The sequence below is a fragment of the Streptococcus sp. k-90 genome, from assembly GCF_013277565.1.
Lineage (GTDB): Bacteria > Bacillota > Bacilli > Lactobacillales > Streptococcaceae > Streptococcus.
This window is the reverse complement of the sequence record NZ_VMNE01000004.1, coordinates 152,683-178,502: the sequence shown is the minus strand read 5'-3', so window position 1 is coordinate 178,502 and position 25,820 is coordinate 152,683. Positions and strand designations below refer to the sequence as shown.

Annotated in this window: 21 protein-coding genes; 19 read left to right on the top strand and 2 right to left on the bottom strand. The window is 40.3% G+C overall.

The features are described 5' to 3' along the window. Positions 1 to 2 precede the first annotated feature (2 nt). The 4 genes from HT734_RS02105 to HT734_RS02090 all read left to right on the top strand — a co-directional run bounded on the left by HT734_RS02105 (position 3) and on the right by HT734_RS02090 (position 2,569). Positions 3 to 938 carry a manganese-dependent inorganic pyrophosphatase gene (locus tag HT734_RS02105; protein ID WP_061759403.1) on the top strand — a complete coding sequence of 312 codons (936 nt, stop codon included), beginning with the start codon at positions 3 to 5 and terminating at the stop codon, positions 936 to 938. 209 nt (positions 939 to 1,147) lie between these two features. After that, entirely contained in the window at positions 1,148 to 1,642 is a 495-nt protein-coding gene (locus HT734_RS02100; protein WP_153195934.1) for a YiiX/YebB-like N1pC/P60 family cysteine hydrolase, read from the top strand. Next, positions 1,626 to 2,276 carry a DUF1803 domain-containing protein gene (locus HT734_RS02095; RefSeq protein WP_153195932.1) on the top strand — a complete coding sequence of 217 codons (651 nt, stop codon included), beginning with the start codon at positions 1,626 to 1,628 and terminating at the stop codon, positions 2,274 to 2,276. The genes HT734_RS02100 and HT734_RS02095 overlap by 17 nt, the downstream gene beginning before the upstream one ends. A 101-nt stretch (positions 2,277 to 2,377) precedes the next feature. Continuing rightward, positions 2,378 to 2,569: a CsbD family protein gene (locus HT734_RS02090; RefSeq protein WP_000051184.1), complete on the top strand. Its 192-nt coding sequence runs from the start codon at positions 2,378 to 2,380 to the stop codon at positions 2,567 to 2,569. A gap of 44 nt (positions 2,570 to 2,613) precedes the next feature. On the opposite strand, the gene HT734_RS02085 is transcribed toward HT734_RS02090, so the two are convergent. After that, positions 2,614 to 4,059, bottom strand: coding sequence for a UDP-N-acetylmuramoyl-L-alanyl-D-glutamate--L-lysine ligase (locus HT734_RS02085; RefSeq protein ID WP_173278116.1), 1,446 nt, complete (start codon positions 4,057 to 4,059; stop codon positions 2,614 to 2,616). A 106-nt stretch (positions 4,060 to 4,165) separates the two neighbouring features. Between HT734_RS02085 and HT734_RS02080 the strand changes: the two genes are divergently transcribed. From HT734_RS02080 to HT734_RS02025, 12 genes are all read left to right on the top strand, one after another. Next, entirely contained in the window at positions 4,166 to 5,788 is a 1,623-nt protein-coding gene (locus HT734_RS02080) for a polysaccharide biosynthesis protein (protein WP_173278117.1), read from the top strand. 204 nt (positions 5,789 to 5,992) lie between these two features. After that, the gene (locus tag HT734_RS02075; protein WP_173278119.1) at positions 5,993 to 7,951 is read left to right on the top strand and encodes a peptide ABC transporter substrate-binding protein; all 1,959 of its coding nucleotides are present in this window, start codon (positions 5,993 to 5,995) and stop codon (positions 7,949 to 7,951) included. 142 nt (positions 7,952 to 8,093) lie between these two features. Further along, positions 8,094 to 9,188: a cystathionine gamma-synthase gene (locus HT734_RS02070; protein ID WP_016399612.1), complete on the top strand. Its 1,095-nt coding sequence runs from the start codon at positions 8,094 to 8,096 to the stop codon at positions 9,186 to 9,188. A 7-nt stretch (positions 9,189 to 9,195) separates the two neighbouring features. Next, the gene (locus HT734_RS02065; RefSeq protein WP_173278121.1) at positions 9,196 to 10,362 is read left to right on the top strand and encodes a MalY/PatB family protein; all 1,167 of its coding nucleotides are present in this window, start codon (positions 9,196 to 9,198) and stop codon (positions 10,360 to 10,362) included. A gap of 89 nt (positions 10,363 to 10,451) precedes the next feature. After that, entirely contained in the window at positions 10,452 to 13,550 is a 3,099-nt protein-coding gene (locus tag HT734_RS02060) for a DEAD/DEAH box helicase (RefSeq protein ID WP_173278123.1), read from the top strand. 47 nt (positions 13,551 to 13,597) lie between these two features. Further along, positions 13,598 to 14,215, top strand: a complete 618-nt coding sequence (locus HT734_RS02055) for a hypothetical protein (protein ID WP_033680520.1) — start codon at positions 13,598 to 13,600, stop codon at positions 14,213 to 14,215. 10 nt (positions 14,216 to 14,225) lie between these two features. Next, positions 14,226 to 15,560 (top strand): UDP-N-acetylmuramate--L-alanine ligase, encoded by a 1,335-nt coding sequence (murC, locus tag HT734_RS02050; RefSeq protein WP_033680519.1) that lies wholly within the window; start codon positions 14,226 to 14,228, stop codon positions 15,558 to 15,560. A gap of 9 nt (positions 15,561 to 15,569) precedes the next feature. Beyond that, positions 15,570 to 16,019 (top strand): GNAT family N-acetyltransferase, encoded by a 450-nt coding sequence (locus tag HT734_RS02045; protein ID WP_000405276.1) that lies wholly within the window; start codon positions 15,570 to 15,572, stop codon positions 16,017 to 16,019. Positions 16,020 to 16,027: 8 nt separating this feature from the next. Then, positions 16,028 to 16,522, top strand: a complete 495-nt coding sequence (locus HT734_RS02040) for an N-acetyltransferase (RefSeq protein ID WP_173278125.1) — start codon at positions 16,028 to 16,030, stop codon at positions 16,520 to 16,522. Between the two features lie 79 nt (positions 16,523 to 16,601). Beyond that, entirely contained in the window at positions 16,602 to 18,344 is a 1,743-nt protein-coding gene (mltG, locus tag HT734_RS02035) for an endolytic transglycosylase MltG (protein WP_173278127.1), read from the top strand. Between the two features lie 61 nt (positions 18,345 to 18,405). Further along, the gene (gene greA / locus HT734_RS02030; RefSeq protein ID WP_000818768.1) at positions 18,406 to 18,888 is read left to right on the top strand and encodes a transcription elongation factor GreA; all 483 of its coding nucleotides are present in this window, start codon (positions 18,406 to 18,408) and stop codon (positions 18,886 to 18,888) included. Between the two features lie 75 nt (positions 18,889 to 18,963). Further along, positions 18,964 to 20,328: an amino acid permease gene (locus HT734_RS02025; protein WP_173278129.1), complete on the top strand. Its 1,365-nt coding sequence runs from the start codon at positions 18,964 to 18,966 to the stop codon at positions 20,326 to 20,328. Positions 20,329 to 20,454: 126 nt separating this feature from the next. On the opposite strand, the gene HT734_RS02020 is transcribed toward HT734_RS02025, so the two are convergent. Further along, entirely contained in the window at positions 20,455 to 21,381 is a 927-nt protein-coding gene (locus tag HT734_RS02020; RefSeq protein WP_000444070.1) for a helix-turn-helix transcriptional regulator, read from the bottom strand. A 189-nt stretch (positions 21,382 to 21,570) separates the two neighbouring features. Between HT734_RS02020 and HT734_RS02015 the strand changes: the two genes are divergently transcribed. From HT734_RS02015 to HT734_RS02005, 3 genes are read left to right on the top strand one after another with little or no spacing between them, the layout of a single operon-like run. Then, entirely contained in the window at positions 21,571 to 24,357 is a 2,787-nt protein-coding gene (locus HT734_RS02015; RefSeq protein WP_173308460.1) for a PT domain-containing protein, read from the top strand. A gap of 3 nt (positions 24,358 to 24,360) precedes the next feature. Next, positions 24,361 to 24,717 (top strand): hypothetical protein, encoded by a 357-nt coding sequence (locus HT734_RS02010; RefSeq protein ID WP_000730919.1) that lies wholly within the window; start codon positions 24,361 to 24,363, stop codon positions 24,715 to 24,717. A gap of 10 nt (positions 24,718 to 24,727) precedes the next feature. Then, positions 24,728 to 25,819 (top strand): DUF6287 domain-containing protein, encoded by a 1,092-nt coding sequence (locus HT734_RS02005; RefSeq protein ID WP_000078903.1) that lies wholly within the window; start codon positions 24,728 to 24,730, stop codon positions 25,817 to 25,819. Position 25,820: the final 1 nt, after the last annotated feature.

Here is a 25,820-nt window from a genome sequence, read left to right as displayed (position 1 = left end):
TCATGTCTAAGATTCTAGTATTTGGTCACCAAAATCCAGACTCAGATGCCATCGGGTCATCTGTAGCTTTTGCCTACCTTGCAAAAGAAGCTTACGGTTTGGATACGGAAACTGTAGCCCTTGGAACTCCAAATGAAGAAACAGCCTTTGTCTTGAACTATTTTGGTGTGGAAGCACCGCGTGTTATCACTTCTGCTAAAGCAGAAGGCGCAGAGCAAGTTATCCTGACTGACCACAATGAATTCCAACAATCTGTATCAGATATCGCTGAAGTAGAAGTTTATGGTGTTGTAGACCACCACCGCGTGGCTAACTTTGAAACTGCAAGCCCACTTTACATGCGTTTGGAGCCAGTTGGATCAGCGTCTTCAATCGTTTACCGTATGTTCAAAGAACATGGTGTAGCTGTGCCTAAAGAGATTGCAGGTTTGATGCTTTCAGGTCTGATTTCAGATACCCTTCTTTTGAAATCACCAACAACACACCCAACGGATAAAGTGATTGCTCCTGAATTGGCTGAATTGGCTGGTGTGAACTTGGAAGAATATGGTTTGGCTATGTTGAAAGCTGGTACCAACTTGGCTAGCAAATCTGCTGAAGAATTGATTGACATCGATGCTAAAACTTTTGAATTGAACGGAAATAATGTCCGTGTTGCTCAAGTAAACACAGTTGATATCGCTGAAGTTTTGGAGCGTCAAGCAGAAATCGAAGCTGCAATGCAAGCTGCTAACGCAGCAAATGGTTATTCTGACTTTGTCTTGATGATTACAGATATCGTCAACTCAAACTCAGAAATCTTGGCTCTTGGTGCCAATATGGATAAGGTTGAAGCAGCCTTCAACTTCAAACTTGAAAACAATCATGCCTTCCTTGCTGGTGCTGTTTCACGTAAGAAACAAGTGGTACCTCAATTGACTGAAAGCTTTAATGCTTAAGATTTTGGGTTTCAGTTCAAAATCGGAAAGTCTAGTTTGACTTATATCGAAAGGAGTTTCGGCTCCTTTTTTTCTAGGAGTGAAGCATGTTAGAAAATGGCGATTTGATACTCAATGAAAATCAAAGAGCAAACTAGGAAGCTATCCGTAAGCTGTACTTGAGTACGGTAAGGCAACGCTGACGTGGTTTGAAGAGATTTTCGAAGAGTATGATTTTTGTGAGAGATGAGTCAGATATGGGACAGGCCATCCAGGCTTCCACAGGCAACTATAACCATGTTGCCATTTGTTTGGATGGGATGATTTACCACGCTAGTGGACAGGCTGGTGTGGTCTGTCAAGAACCTGCAGACTTCTTTGAGTCCAATCATTTGTACGACCTCTATGTCTACTCAGAAATGGATATCCAGTCTGTGAAGGAAAAAGATTGCAAACATCTGGAAGCTCCTTATAATGCTTCTTTCTATACAGATGGACATGGTTTCTACTGTTCCCAGTATATGGCAGAAATTTTCCCCATTTTTGAAACTATTCCTATGAAATTTGGAGATGGGAAGCAGGACATTAGTGATTTTTGGAGAGAATATTACAGAGAACTAGGCCTGCCTGTTCCTATGAATCAAGCTGGGACCACTCCTAGTCAGTTGGCAGCATCGCCTCTGTTAGAATGTAAAGAAAGGAATCTTCATGATTCAGATTTTTAATCCATCTCGTTTGACGAGACAGCCTTTTTTTGGAGAATTGATCCGCTATCTGGACCAGCATGAGGATGTGATTTTGCGGGAAATTAAGGCTCAATTTCCAGATCTAGCAGTTGATAAACGCATGGAAGAATATATAAAGGCTGGCTTGATTCTACGAGAAAATAAGCGTTATTACCTCAATCTTCCTATGCTTGAGTCACTTGATAGTCTCGAACTGGATCAAGAGATTTTTGTCAGCGAAGATAGTCCGACCTATCAAGCTTTGTTGCAGAAGAGTTTTGAGACAGAATTACGAAATCAAACCAATGCCGCTATTTTAGTTGAAAAGACGGACTTTGCGAGATCAAAAATGACCCTGTCCAATTATTTCTACAAGGTCAAACATCAGTATCCTTTGACAGAAAAACAGCAGGAGCTCTATGACATTTTGGGAGATGTCAATCCTGAGTATGCTCTCAAATATATGACGACTTTTTTGTTGAAATTTCTCAAAAAAGACCAGCTTATGCAGAAACGCCGTGACATCTTTGTGGACAGTTTAGTTGTCCTAGGTTATATTGTCCAAAATGAAGATGGAAAGTATGAGTTGGCTATCGATTTTGATAAGGAAAGATTAACTTTCTACTTGGCGTGATTTCTTGTTTCTGAGCACATTGTTTGACTTTCCTTAGTATTCGGTATAAACTATATGTAACCGGTAACACATATCGGAATAAAACTAAAGGAGACAATCATATGTCACTTGAAAACAAATTGGAACAAGCAACAGGCGCTATCAAAGAAGGATTTGGTAAGGTTACTGGGGATAGCAAAACTGAAGCAGAAGGTGCTGTAGAAAAGACAGTTGCTAAGGCAAAAGAAGTAGTTGAAGATGCTAAAGGTGCTGTAGAAGGTGCCGTTGAAGGCTTGAAAAACGCTTTTAAATAAAGATAGAAAAAATCAAGGGTTTCATTTCCCTTGATTTTTCTATCTTATAAATAATTTTCTGCGACGGCTGCATCTCCTGGATAGGTTTCTTTCTTTCCTTGAACGATTTGGTAGCAATCTGCTCCCTTACCAGCAATAATAACTGCATCTAATTCGTGATTTGTGATAGCCATAGCTGCCTTGATGGCTTCTTGGCGATCCGCAATTTTTTCAACAGGATGATTGATATAGCTACTAATTTCATCCGCAATGGCCATTGGGTCTTCATAGTTGGGGTCATCAGCAGTTAGAAAGACTTGAATCTCAGGGTGTTGATTGAGGAGGAGGCCAAAGTCCTTACGACGACTTTCTCCCTTATTTCCTGTAGAACCTAGAACCAGAGCAATTTTTCCAGTTTGATGAGTCTCTACAACCTTGATTAGTTTTTTGAGACTGTCCCCATTGTGGGCGTAGTCGATGAAGACCTTGGCTCCATTTTTCTGAGTGAGGACTTCCATACGGCCAGGAACGCGGGTTGCAGCAATTCCTTTTTTGATGTCCTCAAGACTAGCTCCGAGACGGAGACAAGCAAGTCCAGCAGCAACTGCATTTTCTTGGTTGAAGTGGCCAATTAACTGGATGTCATAAACACCAGAGAGTTTACCTGTAGCTGAAAAGCTAAAGGCTTTGGAATTCTCGATTTGGTTATCAGACTGGCTACCGTAGAAATCATGGTCTTGATCTTCCACCTGTTCTTTTAGTACAGAGAAGTGGTCCATGTCACTGTTAATGATGACTGCTCGGCTATTTTCCATCAAGAGACGCTTGTGGTAGAAGTAGTCTTCAAAGCTAGGGTGTTCAATCGGGCCGATATGGTCTGGGCTGATATTGAGGAAAACTCCCACATCAAAGGTTAGACCATAGACACGTTTGACCAGATAGGCTTGACTGGAGACTTCCATGATGAGGTGGGTGCGGTCATTTTGCACAGCTTGATGCATCATGTCAAAGAGGTCGATGCTCTCAGGGGTTGTCAATGCAGACTTAAAGAAAGTCTTGCCATCTAGAGTTGTATTCATAGTCGAGAGCATAGCAGGTCGGTGCCCTTGAGATAAGATGTTGTAAGCGAAATAGGCTGCTGTTGTCTTACCCTTAGTACCAGTAAAGGCAAGGAGTTTGAGTTTTTCCTGTGGGTTTCCATAAAATTCCATAGCAATCAAACTCATGGCTTTCTTGATATCGCTGACGATAATGGCAGGAATACCAACTTCATAGTCCTTTTCAGCCACATACCAATCGAGACCTTGAGAGATTGCAGAAAGAAGAAATTCCTTTTTAAAGGCAGCACCCTTGACGAAAAAGAGGCTCTTTTCTTTAGCCTTGCGGCTGTCATAGCAGATGGTGTCAAATACGACATGGCTGTAGTTGTAGTGATAATGTCCTTGGTCGATAATCTCACGGAAGAGACCATCTTTCTTTAATATATCTAATACGGTTTCAATCTTAATCATACTTTCTATTGTAAACCGAAAGTCGTAAATTTACAAGTAACAAGGAAAAGTTTATAATGGAAGATAAGGAACTTTTTCCTAGTTATCAAAATTGAATGAGGAATCTATGTCGCACGAAAACAATCACCAGCAGGCCCAGATGTTACGGGGGACTGCTTGGCTAACGGCTAGTAATTTTATCAGTCGCCTACTCGGGGCTATTTATATTATCCCTTGGTATATCTGGATGGGATCTTATGCAGCTACGGCCAATGGTCTTTTTACCATGGGCTACAATATCTATGCCTGGTTTTTGCTGGTTTCAACAGCAGGGATTCCAGTTGCGGTGGCCAAGCAAGTTGCCAAGTACAATACCATGCGAGAAGAAGAGCATAGCTTTGCCCTGATTCGGAGCTTTTTGGGCTTTATGACAGGACTAGGTTTGGTTTTTGCTTTAATCTTGTATGTCTTTGCTCCTTGGCTAGCAGATTTGTCTGGCGTGGGCAAAGACTTGATCCCAATCATGCAAAGCTTGGCTTGGGGAGTCTTGATTTTCCCATCTATGAGTGTTATCCGAGGATTTTTCCAAGGGATGAATAACCTGAAACCTTATGCCATGAGCCAAATCGCTGAGCAGGTCATTCGTGTTATCTGGATGCTTCTAGCAACCTTTATCATTATGAAGCTCGGTTCAGGAGATTATCTAGCAGCGGTTACCCAATCCACCTTTGCTGCTTTTGTGGGAATGGTAGCTAGTTTTGCAGTCTTGCTTTATTTCCTTTATAAGGAAGGATTGCTCCAAAAAGTTTTTGAAACTCGAGATAAGATTGATAGTAAGAGTCTTTTGGTTGATACGATTAAGGAAGCTATTCCTTTTATCTTGACTGGTTCGGCTATTCAGCTTTTCCAAATCTTGGACCAAAATACCTTTATCAATAGCATGAAGTGGTTTACCAACTATAGTAATGAAGACTTAATTGTCATGTTTTCTTATTTTTCTGCCAATCCAAATAAAATTACTATGATTTTGATTTCTGTTGGGGTTTCGATTGGGAGTGTCGGTTTGCCGCTTTTGACTGAAAACTATGTCAAGGGAGACTTGAAGGCGGCTTCTCGTCTGGTTCAGGACAGCATTACCATGCTTTTCTTATTCCTGCTACCAGCAACGGTTGGAGTGGTTATGGTAGGGGAACCTCTTTATACAGTCTTCTATGGCAAGCCAGATAGTTTGGCTATGGGCTTGTTTGTCTTTGCGGTTTTGCAGTCTACTATTTTAGGCTTGTACATGGTCTTGTCTCCAATGCTTCAGGCCATGTTCCACAATCGCAAGGCAGTTCTCTATTTTATCTATGGTTCTATTGCCAAGCTAGTTTTGCAACTTCCAACCATCGCTCTCTTCCATAGTTACGGACCCTTGATTTCCACTACAATCGGTCTCATTATTCCTAATGTCTTGATGTATCGGGACATTTGTCAAGTAACTGGTGTTAAGCGTAAGGTGATTTTGAAGAGAACCATTTTAATCAGTTTGTTAACTCTTTTCATGTTTCTAGTAGTTGGGACATTGCAGTGGATTTTAGGATTTGTCTTCCAACCAAGTGGACGTTTGTGGAGTTTCCTATACGTAGCCCTTGTTGGTGCCATGGGTGGCGGTGTTTATGGATTCTTGAGTCTCCGTACCCGTTTATTGGATAAGGTGATTGGAAAAGCCCAAGCAGATCGCTTACGAATCAAATTAAAGTTAACTTAAAAAACATTTATAAATAAAAGGGATAATTTGAACATTTCTATCGTGAAATGCTTAAATTATTCTCTTTTTTATTAATTTGTAGAATAATAGATAAAGTTTGTAGATGGTAATTTTATTTTTCTTAAATTTTACTTAAAAAACTATTGACTAAATAAAACTCAAGTTGTATAATAAGACAAATATTTAAATCAGGAGGTTCTGGAGATGAAAAAGTCTAAGGCCAAGTATGCAACACTTGCAGGTGTCGTGTTAAGTGCAGGTATTTTGTTAAGTGCCTGTGGAAATTCTAGCACAGGGTCAAAAACATATAATTATGTCTATGCTAGTGATCCATCTAGTTTTAATTATTTAGCAGAAAATCGTGCGACAACTAATGATATTATCACTAATCTAGTTGATGGTCTCATGGAAAATGATCAATATGGGAATTATGTTCCATCCTTGGCAGAGGATTGGAGTGTTTCTAAGGACGGTTTGACTTATACCTACAAACTTCGTAAGGAAGCGAAATGGTATACCTCTGAAGGTGAAGAATATGCCCCAGTAACTGCCAAAGACTTCGTAACTGGTCTTCAGTATGCTGCTGATAAAAAATCAGAAGCCTTGTACCTAGTACAAGAATCCGTTGTAGGTTTGGATGACTACATTAACGGTAAAACGAAAGACTTTTCAACTGTAGGTGTAAAGGCTATTGACGACCAAACGGTTCAATATACTTTGACTCGCCCAGAACCTTACTGGAATTCAAAAACAACTTCAACAATTCTCTTTCCTCTTAATGCGGATTTCTTGAAATCTAAAGGGGATGATTTTGGCAAGGTGGATCCATCTAGCATTTTGTACAATGGTCCTTTCTTAATGAAATCCTTTGTTTCAAAATCTGTTATTGAATTCAAGAAAAATCCGAATTACTGGGATGCCAAGAATGTCTTTGTAGATGATGTGAAATTGGCTTACTTTGATGGTAGTGATCAAGATGCACTAGCACGTAACTTTGTGGAGGGTGCCTATAGTTATGCTCGTCTCTATCCAAATAGCTCAAGTTTTGAAGGGATTAAAGAGAAGAACAAGGACAATATCGTATATAGTCTTCAAGATGCGACATCTTATTTCTTAAACTTTAACTTAGATAGAAAATCTTATAAATTCACTGCTAAGACGAGTGATGCTGAAAAGAAATCGACTCAAGAAGCCGTTCTTAATAAGAACTTCCGTCAAGCTATTAACTTTGCCTATGACCGTACAGCCTATGGTGCTCAATCTCAAGGTGAAGATGGTGCTACTAAGATTTTACGTAATTTGGTTGTTCCACCAAACTTCGTAAGTATCAACGGAAAAGACTTTGGTGAAGTAGTAGCCTCTAAGATGGTCAATTATGGTAAAGAATGGCAAGGAATCAACTTTGCTGATGCTCAAGATCCATACTACAATCCAGAAAAAGCCAAGGCTAAATTTGCCGAAGCTAAGAAAGAACTCCAAGCTAAAGGAGTCCAATTCCCTATCCACTTAGATAAATCTGTAGATTTGACCAATAAGGCAGAAATTCAAGGAATTAATTCCATGAAACAATCGATTGAATCTGTCTTGGGGGCTGATAATGTTGTGATTGATGTTCACCAACTCTCTACTGAAGACTTTGATAATACAAGCTATTTGGCTCAGACTGCAGCTCAGAAAGATTACGATTTATACAATGGTGGTTGGAGTGCAGACTACCAAGACCCATCAAGTTATCTTGAAATCTTTAATGTGAAAAGTGGTGGAGTTCTACAAAACTTAGGTCTAGAGCCTGGAGAAGTAAATGACAAGGCTAAGGCAGTTGGACTAGATACTTACACTCAGATGTTAGAAGATGCTAATAAAGAGCAAGATCCAGCAAAACGTTATGAAAAATACGCTGAGGCTCAAGCTTGGTTGGTAGATAGCTCACTAGCAATTCCAAACGTATCACTTGGTGGTACACCAACTTTGAGAAAAACAGTTCCTTTCTCTAGCCCATTCTCATTGGCGGGTAATAAAGGGGTCGAATCATACAAGTATCTCAAATTACAAGATAAGACAGTCACAAAAGACGAGTATGAAAAAGCCAAAGAAAAATGGATGAAGGAAAAAGAAGAGTCCAATAAAAAAGCCCAAGAAGAATTGGCAAAACATGTCAAATAAGGATTTTTCAAGAAAAAACGATGGTTTCGAAAGAAGCTGTCGTTTTTTATATAGTTTGAAACTATAACTAGCTCTTGAAAAGAAGAAAATGAGTTGATGAAAATAAGTGGTACAATAGTTACTATAGATTTGGAGGAATTGTATGAGCAAGGAATTACACATTAACACAATTTTAGCCCAGGCGGGTATTAAGTCAGACGAAGCGACAGGAGCCTTGGTGACACCGCTTCATTTTTCAACGACCTATCAGCATCCAGAGTTTGGTCAATCTACTGGATTTGACTATACGCGCACCAAAAACCCAACTCGTAGTAAGGCGGAAGAAGTCTTGGCGGCTATTGAGTCAGCAGACTATGCTCTAGCGACTAGCTCAGGGATGTCAGCTATTGTACTGGCCTTTAGCGTCTTTCCAGTAGGAAGTAAGGTCTTGGCAGTGCGTGATCTTTACGGTGGTTCTTTCCGCTGGTTCAATCAAGTGGAGCAGGAAGGTCGTTTCCATTTCACCTATGCCAATACAGAAGAAGAGTTGATTGCCGAGTTGGAAAAGGATGTGGATGTTCTTTATATAGAAACCCCAACCAACCCTTTGATGTTGGAATTTGATATCGAAAAACTAGCAAAATTGGCTCATGCTAAGGGTGCCAAAGTGGTGGTGGACAATACCTTCTACAGCCCTATCTATCAACGCCCGATTGAAGATGGAGCAGATATCGTTCTGCATTCAGCAACCAAATATCTAGCAGGCCACAATGATGTCTTGGCTGGTGTGGTTGTGACCAATAGTTTAGAACTATACGAGAAACTCTTTTACAATCTCAATACGACAGGGGCAGTCTTGTCGCCATTTGACAGTTATCAATTGATTCGTGGTCTCAAGACCTTGTCTCTTCGTATGGAGCGCTCAACAGCCAATGCTCAAGAAGTGGTCGCCTTTTTGAAGGATTCTCCAGCAGTTAAGGAAGTTCTCTATACGGGTCGTGGAGGCATGATTTCCTTTAAAGTAGCGGATGAAACACGCATTCCTCACATTTTAAACAGCCTCAAGGTCTTCTCTTTTGCGGAAAGTTTGGGTGGAGTGGAAAGTCTCATTACCTATCCAACGACCCAAACCCACGCTGATATTCCAGCAGAAGTGCGCCATTCTTATGGTTTGACAGATGACCTCTTGCGCTTGTCAATTGGGATTGAGGATGCTAGAGATTTAATTGCAGATTTGCGCCAAGCCTTAGAAGGATAAGAAAAAGATGGGAAAATATGATTTTACAAGCCTGCCCAATCGTTTAGGGTACCATACTTATAAATGGAAAGAGACGGAGACGGATAGTGAAGTCCTACCAGCTTGGATAGCGGATATGGACTTTGTAGTCTTGCCTGAAATCCGCCAAGCTGTGCAAACTTACGCTGACCAGCTGGTTTATGGTTATACCTATGCCAGTGAAGAGTTAATTCACGAAGTTCAAAAGTGGGAAGCTACACAACACGGTTACCACTTTGATAAAGAGGCCCTTGTCTTTATCGAGGGTGTGGTACCAGCCATCTCAACAGCTATTCAAGCCTTTACAAAAGAAGGTGAAGCGGTTCTGATTAACACACCTGTCTATCCACCCTTTGCTCGCAGTGTCAAGTTGAACAACCGTAGATTGATTACCAATTCTTTGGTGGAAAAGGATGGTTTGTTTGAGATTGACTTTGATCAACTTGAAAAGGATTTGGTGGAAGAGGAGGTCAAACTTTATATTCTCTGCAATCCTCACAATCCTGGTGGACGTGTGTGGGAAAAAGAAGTCTTGGAAAAAATTGGCCAACTATGCCAAAAACACGGTGTTTTCTTGGTTGCAGATGAGATTCACCAAGATTTGACCCTCTTTGGTCACAAGCACCATTCCTTCAATACCATCAATCCTGCCTTCAAAGAATTTGCTATCGTCTTGAGTAGTGCCACTAAAACCTTTAATATTGCTGGAACAAAAAATTCCTATGCAGTTATTGAAAATCCTAAGTTGAGACTGGCTTACCAGAAACGCCAGTTGGCCAATAACCAGCATGAAATTTCAGGCTTGGGTTATTTGGCGACAGAAGCTGCCTATCGATACGGTAAAGATTGGTTAGAGGAACTCAAGCAAGTCTTTGAAGACCATATTAATTATGTGGTGGATTTATTTGGAAAAGAGACTAAAATCAAAGTCATGAAACCGCAAGGAACCTACTTGATTTGGCTTGATTTTTCAGCCTATGACCTGACTGATGAAAAATTACAAGAGCTGTTGAGAAATGAAGCCAAGGTTATCCTAAACCGTGGTTTGGATTTTGGGGAGGAAGGAAGTCTCCATGCCCGCCTCAATGTAGCCATGCCTAAATCCCTGCTGCAAGAAGTTTGTCAGAGGATTGTGACAACTTTTGCTAAACTTTAAAAATCCAGCCTTCTAGGAGAAAAGTCTTCCTAGGAGGCTATTTTCGTAGGGAATATGGTATAATGAAAAGATAAGGTACAGGTAAAAATATGGCTAAATTGATTCCCGGGAAAATCCGTATCGAAGGCGTTGCCCTTTATGAAACTGGTAAAGTTGATATCATCAAGGAAAAGAATAATCGGCTCTACGCTCGCGTTGCAGAAGAAGAACTGCGCTATAGTTTAGAGGATGATTTGGTTTTTTGTGCTTGCGATTTTTTCCAAAAGAGGGGTTACTGTGTGCATTTGGCAGCGTTGGAGCATTTTCTAAAAAATGATGAGCGTGGTCAGGAAATCTTGCAGAGTCTGGAAGATGGTCATGAGAAAAAAGAAGCCGTTGAAACCAAGGTGACCTTGGGTGGCAAGTTTTTGGATCGAATCTTGTCTCCAAAATCAGACCGAACCTATGAATTATCGGCTGTGGGGCAGGTGGAAGCAGGAACCAATCATATCTTGTGGACCCTGAGAATCGGGCAAGTCAATAGTCAAAAATACTATGTCATTCGGGATATTCTACTCTTTTTAAAAGTTGTCGAGCAGAGAAAGTCGTATATGATTGGCAAGGTCTATGAGGAGTCCTTGTCTTGGGAATCCTTTGATGAGGCTAGCCAAGAGCTTCTGACTTTCTTGCGTGGACTGATGGAGGAAGGACAGGCTCCAGCCCTCTTTTTCCAAAATCAAGGTCGGCACCTCTTTTTCCCTCTGACCTTTTTTGAGCAGGGTGTGAATTTACTGATGACCTTGCCCCATTTTCAATTTGACCATCAAGTGGATAGTTATCAGGTTTTCTTTTTTCAGGATATGCATGCTGATGCTAATTTATTTGCCTTTACAGTAACAGAATACTCGGATTATTTTGAAATGGAAATCAGCGAGAGTCCACGGGTCAATGCCTTTTATCAGGGAGCTGTGCTTTTCCATAAAGGTCAGGTTTATTTTCTAACAGACCAGCAGATGCGTCTTCTCAAGGAAATCAAAGCGCTGCCTTTGGATCAGCATGGAAAGAAATACTTGCAATTTGATAGTAGTGATCGAGATAAGTTGGCTTCTTGTTTAACTCTTTTTAGCCAAATGGGGACCGTTTCAGCTCCAGAACGCTTACAAATCAAAACTTTTGCGCCCTCTTTTTACTTTGATAGGGAAGAGGATAATCGGATTCGTTTAGAAATTCAATTTGATTATGGAAATAGACAGGTATCTAGCAGACAAGAGCTAGAAGAATTACCATTTTCTAGTGATGCTGACTTAGAAGAAAGAGTTTTCCAAGTCTGTTTGTTAGCTGGTTTTGAAGCAGATTTTCAATCCTGGCGTCAGGCCCTAAAAGCGGAGTCTGTTTATCATTTCTTCCACGAAATCATTCCAGTATTTGAAAAACTCGGGAATGTTAACCTATCAGACAAGCTAGAAGAGCTTTATAGCCTAGCAAGTCCTCAGGTGCAGATTGCCTCCAAGGGAGGTCTCTTAGAAATCCAGTTTGATTTTCAGGATATTGCTCAAGAGGAAATTGATCAAGCCATGCAGGCCTTGGTTGCCAACAAGGATTTTTACATTGATTCGTCCAATCAAGTCTACTTTTTTGATGAAGAAACCAAGAAAATTCGCCAAAATCTACAGGAACTAGGACAATTTGAATTAAAAGATGGCTCCTTGCAGACTCGAAAATCCTTGGCCTACAGTTTAGCTCATCTTTTTGAAGGGCGTGACCGTGTTTCTTTTTCACAAGAATTCCAGAATCTCGCTCAGGATTTGACGCATCCAGAGGATTTTCCTCGACAGGCAACTCAGGTTAAGGCTGATTTACGAGATTATCAGGAAAAAGGAATCGGCTGGCTGCAAATGCTCCATCATTATGGTTTTGGTGGGATTTTGGCTGATGATATGGGACTTGGTAAAACCCTGCAGACCATTGCTTTTTTGACCAGTCAAGTGACAAAAGAAAGTCGGGTTTTGATTTTAGCACCGTCAGGTTTAATCTACAACTGGGTAGATGAGTTTCAGAAATTTGCTCCACAGTTGGATGTGGCTGTTGTTCATGGTTTGAAATCTGGTCGTGAAGAGATTCTTATCGAGAGCCATCAAATCTATGTGACGAGTTATGCTACCTTCCGTCAGGACAGTGATCTTTATCAGGGGATGGCCTTTGACTTCCTTTTCTTAGATGAGGCTCAGGTCATGAAAAATGCCCAGACTAAGATCGCTCAGACCTTGAGACAGTTTGTAGTGCCGTCGGTCTTTGCCTTGTCAGGGACTCCAATTGAAAACCATCTAGGTGAGCTGTGGTCTATTTTCCAAATCGTCATGCCAGGACTCTTGCCAAGCAAGAAAGAATTTATGAAATTACCAGCTGAGCGCGTGGCTCAGTTTATCAAGCCTTTTGTTATGAGGCGAAAGAAAGAAGAAGTTCTGACTGAATTACCAGACTTGATTGAAGTGGTTTATAAGAATGAATTGGAAGACCAGCAAAAGGCTATTTACCTAGCCCAGTTACAACAGATGAGAGATCGTCTGGAGCAAGTGTCGGATCAGGAATTTCAGCGAAGTCGAGTGGAAATTTTGTCTGGTCTGATGCGCTTGCGCCAAATCTGTGACACTCCTGCCCTCTTTATGGAAGATTATCAGGGAGCCAGTGGCAAACTGGATAGTCTCCGAGACCTGCTGGTACAGGTGGCAGACGGTGGACACCGTGTCTTGATTTTCTCTCAGTTCAAGGGAATGTTGGAAAAAATTGAACAAGAACTGCCAGACTTGGGCTTGACTTCCTTTAAAATCACAGGTTCGACACCAGCCAAGGAAAGACAAGACATGACCAAGGCCTTTAACCAAGGGGAACGAGATGCCTTTCTGATTTCCCTCAAGGCAGGTGGGGTCGGTCTGAACCTGACAGGTGCAGATACAGTGATCTTGGTTGACCTTTGGTGGAATCCTGCGGTGGAAGCGCAAGCCATTGGCCGTGCCCATCGGATGGGTCAGGAAGAAACGGTTGAGGTCTATCGCTTGGTAACTAAAGGAACTATCGAAGAAAAAATTCAGGAACTACAAGAACAGAAGAAACATTTGGTGTCACAAGTATTGGACGGAACAGAGTCACGTGGCAGCCTGACCCTAGCAGAAATTAGAGAAATTTTGGGAATTTCTGAAGTCAGCACTTGAAAAATCAAGACAATACGCTATAATGAAGTGTTGAAAGGAAATAGAAAATGAAACAAGAACGATTTCCATTGGTGTCAGATGACGAGGTCATGTTGACTGAAATGCCAGTCATGAATCTCTATGATGAGTCTGATCTAATCAGTAATATCAAGGGTGAGTATCGAGATAAAAATTATTTAGAATGGGTCCCTATTACTGAAGAGGCGCCAGTCAAACCGATTGAAAAGCAAGTAGAGAAAACTAAAAAGGCTCCTTTAGGGGTAAAAAAAGAAGGAAAGAGCTATGCAGAGGTGGCGCGTGAAGAAGCGCGCGCAGACTTGAAAAAGAAACGCTCGGCAAGCTATCTGACTAAGGACATCACTCCTACAAGACGCCATTCTCAGCCAAGTCTAGTTAGAAAGGGCAATCAACCTACCGCGCCTTTCCAAAAGGAAAATCCTGGTGAATTTGTCAAATATAGTCAAAAAATGACCCAGTCTCATTACATCTTGGCGGAAGAAGTGAGCAATATTTCGACTCAAGCTGAGACAAAAGAAACTTCAGGCCCAAAGAAAAACAACTATGATTTTCTAAAGAAGAGCCAAATCTACAATAAAAAAAGTACACAAACAGAACAAGAACGTCGGGTTGCCCAAGAGTTAAATCTGACAAGAATTACGGAATAGGGGAGAAAACATGCCAAAGACATATCATTTTATCGGAATTAAGGGATCAGGGATGAGTGCCTTGGCCTTGATGTTGCACCAAATGGGTCATAAGGTACAGGGATCAGATGTTGAAAAGTACTACTTTACTCAACGCGGTCTTGAGCAGGCAGGAATTACCATTCTTCCTTTTGATGAAAAGAATCTAGACGGTGATATGGAAATTATTGCTGGAAATGCCTTCCGCCCAGATAACAACGTTGAAATTGCCTATGCGGACCAAAATGGTATCAGTTACAAACGTTACCATGAGTTCCTAGGTAGCTTTATGCGTGACTTTGTTAGCATGGGAGTAGCAGGAGCACATGGAAAAACTTCAACGACAGGTATGTTGTCTCACGTCTTGTCTCACATCACAGACACCAGCTTCTTGATTGGAGATGGAACAGGTCGTGGTTCGGCCAATGCCAAATATTTTGTCTTTGAATCTGACGAATATGAGCGTCACTTTATGCCTTATCATCCAGAATACTCTATCATCACTAACATTGACTTTGACCATCCAGACTATTTCACAAGTCTAGAGGATGTTTTCAATGCCTTTAATGACTATGCCAAACAAATTACCAAGGGTCTTTTTGTCTATGGTGAAGATGCAGAATTGCGTAAAATTACAGCTAATGCTCCGATTTATTATTATGGTTTTGAAGCTGAAGGCAATGACTTTGTAGCTAGCGATCTTCTTCGTTCAACAACTGGTTCAACCTTCACAGTTCACTTCCGTGGACAAGAATTGGGTCAATTCCACATCCCAACCTTTGGTCGTCACAATATCATGAATGCGACAGCCGTTATTGGTCTTCTTTACACAGCAGGATTTGATTTGAACTTGGTGCGTGAACACTTGAAAACATTTGCCGGTGTTAAACGTCGTTTCACTGAGAAAATTGTCAATGATACGGTGATTATCGATGACTTTGCTCACCATCCAACAGAAATTATTGCGACCTTGGATGCGGCTCGTCAGAAATACCCAAGCAAGGAAATTGTAGCAGTCTTCCAACCTCATACCTTTACAAGAACCATTGCCTTGTTGGACGAATTTGCCCATGCTTTGAACCAAGCGGATGCAGTTTACCTAGCACAAATTTATGGATCTGCGCGTGAAGTAGATCATGGTGATGTTAAGGTAGAAGACCTAGCCAATAAAATCAATAAGAAACACCAAGTTATCACTGTTGAAAATGTTTCTCCACTCCTAGACCATGATAATGCTGTCTATGTCTTTATGGGAGCAGGAGATATCCAAACCTATGAATACTCATTTGAGCGACTCTTGTCTAACTTGACAAGCAATGTTCAATAGGATTTTCCCATGGAAATTCCAATTAAGATCATTCAGGCGAGTAAGTCTGATTTGGCTGAGATAGAGGCACTCCAGGCTTCATCTTTTCCAGCTGAAAAGCAGCAACCTTCCCATATTTTAGAAGAAAGTATCCGTAAGTATGCGGATACCTTTCTTCTAGCTAGGGATGAAAATCAGCTGTTGGGCTATGTTCTAGGTGGTCCTTATCCACACAATCCGAAATGTCTAGAAATACATTCTTTAGTCATTGATACTGACCATCAGAGACAGGGCTTGGGAACGCTTCTTCTTGCGGCTTTGAAAGAGGTGGCAGTTGAGCTGGAGTACAAAGGGATTCGTTTGAAGAGTCCGGAAGAGTTGCTTTCCTATTTTGAAATGAACGGTTTTATTGATGAAGAAACCTCGCTTTATGCAACTAGCCAGGGTTTTAGTATGATTTGGTTTAATCTCTTTTTTTAGGAGGCAAAATGGAAATTAGGAAAGCAAGATTAGAAGATTTGGATCGTATCGTTGAGATTGAACTAGAAAATTTCTCGATTGAAGAAGCCATTCCTCGCTCTGTTTTTGAGGCGCATTTGCGAGAAATTCAGACCTCTTTTCTGGTTGCAGAAAAAGAGGGTAAGATTATTGGGTATATAGAAGGACCAGTTGGCCCCCAACGCCATCTGCAAGACCAGTCTTTTACAGAAGAGATAGAAGACTATGGTCATGAGCCTGGTGGCTATATCTCTGTCACCTGTCTGTCTATTGCCAAGGAAGCACAGGGACTTGGACTTGGTCAGAAATTGCTAACAGCCTTGAAAGACCTGGCTCTTACCAACGAAAGAGAAGGTATTAATTTAACCTGTCATGACTATCTCATCGCCTACTATGAAAGACATGGATTTGTCAATGAAGGTCTGTCTCAGTCAACCTTTGCAGGGGAAACCTGGTATGATATGGTCTGGGAAGCTAAAAAATAGGCTAGAAAAGCATGCTAGGTTGCTTTTCTTTCGTTTTTAAGATATAATATTATGGATTGTCAACGAGGAGGATAAACTTTTGAGTGAAAAGCCAAGAGAAGACGAAAAATTAAGCTTTAAAGAGCAGATTTTACGTGATTTAGAACGAGTTAAAAAACATGAAGAAGATCAGGAAGAAGTTAATTTAGCTTCAATAAAACCTCAACTTTCTTCTAAAAATGATCAGTCAATAGAAGATTTGATGGAAGATTCACTATCAGCTGTAGAGGATATTATGAGAAACGCTCCTACCGTGCCGACTCACCCCAGCCAAGATTTACCAGCTTCTCCAGCAGATGAGATAACAAGAGAAACTCTTACTGTTCCAAGTCATCCCAGTCAAGATGTTCCTTCTTCTCCTGCGGAAGAGGCTGTAAGACAAGCTCCACTTGCTCCTAGTCATCCGAGTCAAGAAGGACCTTCTGCTCCATCAGCTGAGGGAGTATCAAGACCAGTTTCAGGTCCTGTTAGTCCTAGAAACGTAGAGAAGGAATTTAATGAAATCCCAACAAGGGTAGCTGTTTCTTATAAGACAGAAGGTCAGAGAGAGGTAAAAAGAGAAGTTCCTACTTCAAAACCAGTAGTGGAAAAGAAAGCTGTAGAAGAAATGCCTGCAACTCCACGTCGTAGCCGTCGTGAGACAGTTCAGCCTACTAAGAAGAAAAAATCAGGATTCAAGGCCTTCTTCATTTCTCTGCTGATTTTCCTAGGTTTGATTTCAGCAGGTGGTTACTTCGGTTATCAGTATGTTCAGTCGTCTTTGCAGCCTGTGGATGCTTCATCTAAACAATATGTGACAGTGCAAATCCCAGAAGGAGCTAATGTTCAAACAATTGGTTCAACTCTTGAAAAGTCTGGCTTGATTAAACACGGAGTGATTTTTGCTTTTTATGCGAAATATAAAAATTATTCAGATTTGAAATCTGGCTATTACAATTTGCAAAAGAGCATGAGTACAGAAGATATCATCCACGAACTACAAAAAGGTGGAACAGCTGAAGCTCAAGAACCTGCGCTTGCGAATTTAACAATTCCAGAAGGTTATACGATTGATCAAATTGCACAAGCGGTAGGTCAATTGCAAGGTGAATTTAAAGAACCTTTGACAGCGGATGCTTTCTTGTCTAAAGTTCAAGATGACAACTTTATCAGCCAAGAAGTTGCTAAATATCCAAATCTACTCGAAAGCTTGCCAACGAAAGAAAGTGGCGTTCGTTATCGTTTAGAAGGTTTCCTCTTCCCAGCGACTTACTCTATCAAGGAAAGCACAACGATTGAAAGTTTGATTGATGAGATGCTGGCAGCTATGGACAAGACTTTGGCGCCTCATTATAGTGCAATCAAGTCTAAAAATTTGACAGTCAATGAATTGTTGACGATTGCTTCACTAGTCGAAAAAGAAGGTGCTAAGACTGAAGATCGTAAGTTGATTGCAGGTGTATTCTACAATCGCTTGAATCTTGGTATGCCACTTCAAAGCAATATTGCCATCTTGTATGCCCAAGGAAAACTTGGTCAGAAGATTAGTCTTGCTGATGATGCTGGAATTGATACGACAATTAATTCACCGTATAATGTTTATACGAAAGCTGGTTTGATGCCAGGTCCAGTAGATAGTCCAAGTTTGGATGCCATTGAGGCAAGTATTAATCAGACTAAGAGTGATAACTTATACTTTGTAGCTAATGTTACAGATGGCAAGGTCTATTATGCTACTACTCAGGAGGAGCATGATCGTAATGTCGCTGAACATGTCAACAGCAAATTAAACCAAACAAACTAAAATTATGTGATGCTTCACATAATTTTCTTTAGAGAATATCATTAGAAGAAAGTTGAGAAAAATGGCAGAAAAAACATATCCTATGACCCTTGAGGAAAAGGAAAAACTTGAAAAAGAATTAGAAGAATTGAAATTGGTTCGCCGTCCAGAAGTGGTAGAACGCATTAAGATTGCCCGTTCATACGGTGACCTTTCTGAAAACAGTGAGTACGAAGCAGCTAAGGATGAACAAGCCTTTGTTGAAGGACAAATCTCTAGCTTGGAAACGAAAATCCGTTATGCTGAAATCGTTAATAGCGACTCAGTTGCCCAAGACGAAGTAGCGATTGGTAAAACCGTCACTATCCAAGAAATTGGTGAGGACGAAGAAGAAGTTTATATTATCGTAGGTTCAGCGGGTGCAGATGCCTTTGCAGGAAAGGTTTCAAATGAGAGCCCAATTGGACAAGCCTTGATTGGCAAGAAAACAGGTGATACAGCAACTATTGAAACACCTGTTGGTAGCTATGATGTAAAAATCTTGAAGGTTGAAAAAACAGCCTAAAAATAGAAAAAAGGAGTGGGGAGGCAGTGCGCTTCACTCACTCCTTTTTCCATTTTAAATTGAATTGGAGACGTTATGAGTTCAAAGAAGAAAAAAAATAAGATGGAGCGTGGTCTAACCAATCGTCACGTGCAGGTTATGGCCATTGCGGGAACAATCGGAACAGGACTCTTTTTGGGAGCAGGTCGCTCTATCAGCCTAACAGGTCCTTCCATTGTACTGATTTATATGATTACTGGGGCTTTTATGTTCCTCATGATGCGTGCGGTTGGGGAAATGCTCTACCAAGACCCTGAGCAACATACCTTTATCAACTTTATCACGCGCCATTTGGGTAAGGGCTGGGGGTATTTTTCAGTCTGGTCTTACTGGCTATCCGTTGTTTTTATCGGTATGGCGGAAATCACTGCTATCTCTCACTATGTTCAGTTCTGGTTCCCTAGCTGGCCCAGTTGGATGATTGAGATTGGATTTTTGACCATTCTAGCCTTGGTCAATCTGATCGCAGTTAAGCTCTTTGGGGAAGTTGAGTTTTGGTTTGCTATGGTTAAGATTGTGGCTATTTTAGCCATGATTGCAACAGGAATCTTTATGGTCTTGACAGGCTTTAAGACACCTCATGGAGTAGCAAGTTTAGCTAATATCGCCGACAATTTCTCCCTCTTCCCAAATGGTGGAGTGAACTTTGTTATGGCTTTCCAGATGGTTTTCTTTGCCTACCTCATGATTGAGTTTATCGGGGTAACGACTTCAGAAACAAAAAATCCACGCCAGGTCTTGCCAAAAGCCGTTAAGGAAATTCCTCTACGAATCGTCTTTTTCTATGGTGGAGCTCTCTTGGCCATTATGTCTATTATTCCATGGCGTGAACTTGCTTCAGCTGATTCTCCTTTTGTAACAGTATTTGAATTGGCCGGTATCAAGTGGGCAGCGGCCTTGATTAACTTCGTCGTTTTGACGTCAGCAGCATCTGCTCTTAACTCAACTCTTTATTCAACAGGACGTCATTTGTACCAGATTGCCCATGATTCGCCAAATCGCTTCCTAAAGGCAATTAAAGCAGATACTCTCTCTCGCCATAATGTGCCACAAAATGCTATTATTGCTTCAGCAATCTTGATTGCCCTAGCAGCCTTTATTAATGTCTTGCCAGGTGTTTCGGATGCCTTTGCCTTGATTACAGCATCATCATCAGGTGTTTATATTGCCATTTATATTTTGATTATGGTGGCTCACCTTAAATACCGCAAGTCACCAGACTTTATGGCGGATGGCTATCTCATGCCTCACTATCGTTTCTTAAATCCTTTGACCATGCTCTTCTTTGCCTTTGTCTTTGTAACCCTCTTTTTACAAGAGTCTACATTTGTAGGAGCAATCGGTTCAGCTATCTGGATTATCGGTTTCGGGATTTATAGCCAGTGGAAATTTAGAAAATAGATTAAGAACTCATCAACTCAGGTTGGTGAGTTTTTCCTTTAAAATAAAGATAAAAAAGCGCCAGAGTCTAAAGTGACTTTGGTGCTTTGAAGTTATAAACATTTTGCTCCAGACTGATGTTGTTAGTTATTCCTCATCTTCTGTAGGGAATGGAATACCAGTTTTATTCAGTCGTTGAACTTGTTGGATGAATGAATTTTTCATTGTAAACATATTTGCTAATGGGAAGAGGTCGTTTTGGGCATCAATGTAATGAAGAAGAGTATTAGCTCGTTCAATACCCTTTGGGTTATTTTGTCGAAGCAGATTGAAAACTTCGTACATGTTCACCAAAAATAGATTATAAAATGAAAATTGAGTGAAATTATCTTGAGTTAGTAATAATTTTAGTTTATAGATAAGTTTTTCTGCTTTCTCGTAATATCCACAACGAGAGTAAGCACTAATCAAATTGATCAATGGACTAACGTGGAGTATTGAATAATATGCACTTTTAGATTTTGAGTTTTCTAAATTCTTACTGATTACTTTTTCTAGGTACTCAAGAAACTTTTCTTCAAAAGGTAGATTTACTATATTAAACAGAGTGTCTAAAATGAGAAAATCATATGTATAGAAAGTTTCTAACCTAGAAATATAGTTTATTAGGTTGTCAATAGCTTCTAATTCATCAGGTGTAAATAGCTCTAATTTCTTTGAACTATTTGCTATGCGTATGAGCATAATATAATAGTCTAACGGCTTGCTCCAATCTTTTTTCCCTCCAAGTATTTTTCTAGCTTTTATAAAATCGTTGTTAACAATAGCTATCCAGATATCATATACTTTCTGGAAATTTTCTTTCTGAGTTTCAAATAATTCTTCGATATCAGAAGTTTCCACATTTAGTTTATTTAATAAATAAAAAAATGTATCAACTTTAACAGTAGCGAGTCCTTTTTCAAAACGACTGAGATTATTGGGGGTAATTGCATCACCAGCAGCCTCTTTGAGGCTCATATTGCGATCTTGACGGATTCTTTGAATGATTTCTCCATAGTGTTTCGATTCCATGACAGTCTCCTTAAGTATTATTGGTTTTATTATAACTTAAATTTCTCCATTTTTGAAAAAAACTATTGTTTTTAGTAGATTTTTTTTGAAAATCGGGGGGAGGGGATAAAATTCTACTATTTTCGGTAGAAATATCCAAAAAGGGGATTATTTACTGTATACTATACAAAAAAATAAAAAGGAGCCAATATGAAGAAAAAAGATATTTTATTAAGCGCTGGCTTAACAACTATTCTTGTTGGTGCTGGTGCTGTAAATACAACTGTCCATGCGGAAGAGGTTGATTCTGGTCAACCCAAGCCTACGGTGAAGACGACCCCTGTTCATGTTACTGAACAAGACGTTAAAAATGCTAAAGCTGATGTAGATAAGGCGCAAGCTGATGTCGACGCAAAACAAGGTACTGTTGACCAAGCAAAAGCTGACAAGGTAAAAGCTGATGACAAAATTGACTCAATCAATAAAGACATCGACACTGCTAATAACGCAAACAAAATTATCAATGCTCAAAACGATATTATCGCTAGCAAAACAGCTGACAAGACAAACGCAACAAACGATTTGAATACCGCTAAAGATGGTGAACGTGATGCGCATACAGCACTAGATAATGCTAACACCGCAAAAACAGAGGCTGATAATGCTCGTGACGCTAAGAAAGCTGATGTTGATACGAAACAAGCAGACCTTGACGCAATCACAGATGCTAACGTGCGTAAAAATATCACAAACACAACTGATAAAATTTCAAACGTTGATAATGATTTGAATGCGAAAGGTGCTCAAATCACAGCTACAGACGCTAAAATTGCTGCGAAACAAGGTGAAATCGATAGCTATAGAGTTAAAGTTATTTCAACTGATTTGAATCCGGATGAACGTAACCATACAGCTCACGACAACCTAGATGATTATGCGTATAACCATGGACCATATCGTAACAAACAAATGGAACCTGTCAATTTCCAAGGTGTGGACATTGTGGAAATTGATGCCACACAAGATATGATTGATTTCACGAATGCAGTAGCTGCTTATAACAAAGAACCATATGATCCGACAACTCGTAAGTATAAAGAACGACCAACATATCGTTATAAAGTAGATAACAAAGGTATTTCAGAAGCCTTTGCCAAATTGCTCAACCAACTACGCGTCAATAACGGCTTATTGGGTAATATAGTAGTTGACGATGAATATCTTGCATATGCGCAAAAACGCGCGAATGAAATGCAAAACACGGGCATTTTGAGTCATAACACAAACTTACAATCACCGAGTGACAAACCTCGCGTACAACCGGAAAATGATGTCGAAAACATTTCAGGCGGTGGTTATGGACAACTTTCAGGTCGTGACGGCGAGTATTTATTATTCTATCGAATTGTGACAAATGAAACATTAGCCTACGAAAGGTTACTAGGTTGGTATTCTGACTATAAAAATCTTCTAGGTAATAGCTATGGTCACCGTCGTAATTTGTTAGCCCCAATGGGTGGTAAAATGGGTCTAGCTATGTCCACAGTTAATGGTAAAGAAAAGACAACATACTTTACGTCTTTCAACGTGTTAGCGAGTACTGGTAACACTTATGGATGGGACGAAGATTATCAAATACTTTACCTAGTGACTAAAAGCGATTCCGAAATAAAATATCGGGCGAACGTCAGCTCATTCAACGAAGCAGATCCGATGCATCCAACTTTCTATGGTAAGACCATGAAATTCATTGCAGACACTCATTATGTGTTTGTTAAACGTCAAGTGATTGATGACCGACCAAAAATGCAAGCTGAGTTGGACGCATTGCAAGCTCAAAAAGCGACACAAGAACGCGAACGTGACGCCTTAGTTGCTAAGAAAGCAAACTTGACTCAAGAATTAGACGCATTAAATGCTCAATTGAACGATATTGCTACAGCGCGTACAGATGCAACCACAGCTCTAAATCAAGCAAAATCTGATTTGACAACACTGACAACAACCGCTCAAGATAAAGCAGATGCAGTTGTTCAAAAACAAGGTGAATTGGATATAGCAACAGCTCGCGTAAATGATGTAACAGAACGTATCAACGCAATTCAACGTGAAATCGATGCAGCAACAAGTAAACGTGATGACGCTATGCGTGTCAAAGCACAATTGCCACAATTGCGCGCAAGTCTAGCACAGGCAGAAGCTGACAAGACAAACGTGGAACAACGCATTACAGCGGCTGAACAAGACTTGTCGGATGCAAAAGCTCGATTGAGACGAGCACAAGCTGACCACAAACACAAGTCTGATATCTTTTCAATCGATAAGATGCTGAATGTATATACTGATGGTAACCGTGTCATTTCAGCAACGCCAAAAGTTGCCCCAACAGTAGATGAATTACCTGCATTGGATATCACATCTGATATCCCAAGTGATTTAAATACAAAACAAAATCCTGATGGTATCGGTGCGACACCAAAAGTAGCTCCGACAGTAGATGAATTACCAGTATTGGATATCACAGATGATATTCCGAGTGATTTGAATACGCAACAAAACCCAGATGGAATTGGTGCAACACCAAAAGATGCTCCAAAAGTGGATGAGTTACCAGAATTGGATCCAAGTGCTATCATTGATAAGCCATCAGATAAGCCATCAGATAAGCCATCAGATAAGCCATCAGATAAGCCATCAGATAAGCCATCAGATAAGCCATCAGATAAGCCAGCGGATAAACCAGCGGATAAACCAGCGGATAAGCCAACGGATAAGCCAGCGAATAAGCTAGCAGATAAACCAGCGGACAAGCCATCAGATAAACCATCAGATAAACCAGCGGATAAGCCAGCGGACAAACCATCAGATAAATCATCAGACAAGCCAGCAGAACAACATGCGTTACCAAATACTGGAAGTCAAGTGAGCCTACTAGCTTTATTAGGATATGGCTTCTTGGCAGGATTAGGAATTGTTTTAAAGAAAAAAGAGGGATAAACATTGAAAAAGAAAGTTGCCTTTGTATTATCGTTAGCAACGAGCCTATTGCTTTTGGTGGCCTGTTCCTCAGCAGATGGAACTTATGTCTACCAAGGTAGTATGCCATTTATGGAAGAAGTAACCGTGACCATCCAAATCAAGGGTGATAAGGGACAAGTTCATACAAAAGGAAAAACAATTGGTTTCCTAACAGAGGGTAAGCAAACAGAGCAGACAGATGAGATGAAGGTCAACCAGAAAGAAAAGACCTTTGAATTGTCTTCAATGAAACTAGGTTATGAGATCAAAGGTGGAGAGCTGACCATTACTTCAGATCCGACTGGTATATTGGCTGGCAAATCTTTTAAAAAGAAATAAAGGAGGTATTATGTCCCAAAAAAGCATTTTAAGTGGCTTGTTATTGGCTGGCTCAGTCATTTTATTAGCAGCCTGTGGTCAACAGGCTAGTCAGACGAGTGGGGGAGAGTCAACTGACGCTACAGTCCAAACCAGTGCTTCAGAAGATAAAAAAGCTGAACAACCAAAGATTAATTACCATGTGGCTTATCAAAATGTTTTGGAATCTTATAAAGAGAGGGTTAAGACAGCACAGGCTAAACAAATGCCTCAGTCTTCCTCAGATGATAAAGAGGAATCTTATATTAATTCCATTTTATTTGATTATGATGGAATAGATATCGCTTATACTTTTTATGATATCAATAAGGATGGGAAAAAGGAATTACTGATTAAGCAAGATAAGATTTTACTTGGAATTTATTATCTGACTGATCAAGGAACTCTGCTAGTGAAGTCTGGTGGAGTTGCTGGAAGAGGTGGAGAACGTCGTATACTTATTCCTTATGAGAACGGTGCGATTTCTTATCTAAATTTCAATTCTCCTAGACCTGAGGCCATTGCTAAAACTTATCTCTTTGTAGATGGCCGTTACCAGGAAGCCAGTTCAGTTAACTATGATTTGAGAGAAACCAAGGACCCTTCAAGTTTACAAGGGCTAGATGGGATTAAAAAGATTGATTTGGAAGGCTTGAACTGGATGAGTTTTGATGATGCTTCAGCTAGTCGTCCCTTTATTGACCTAGAGGAGCAGGCTAAGGAACCTGGTGCTCACCTGGCTGAGATTTACCAGAAAAACTTCAGCAGTATCAAAGGAACTTGGAAGAATAACAATGGTGTAGAAGTCACTTTTGATGAAAATGGTTTTACAAATGGGTTAGTCTTGACTGACACAGTACCTAAGATTGTAAATAATATGGTTCGATTTGGTATGACCACAAGCAGTGGTGTTGGTGGTGCTTCGGTTATACTCATTCCAAAAGGAGTTGTACATCCAGATAATAATGTAGGTGATACTGTTTTCAAAGATGCATCAGACAGTAGCAAGGATCGTTTGTTAATTACCCAAAGTGTGGATACATTGTCCAATCCAAACGAATTTTATTATAAGGTTAGTGAATAAA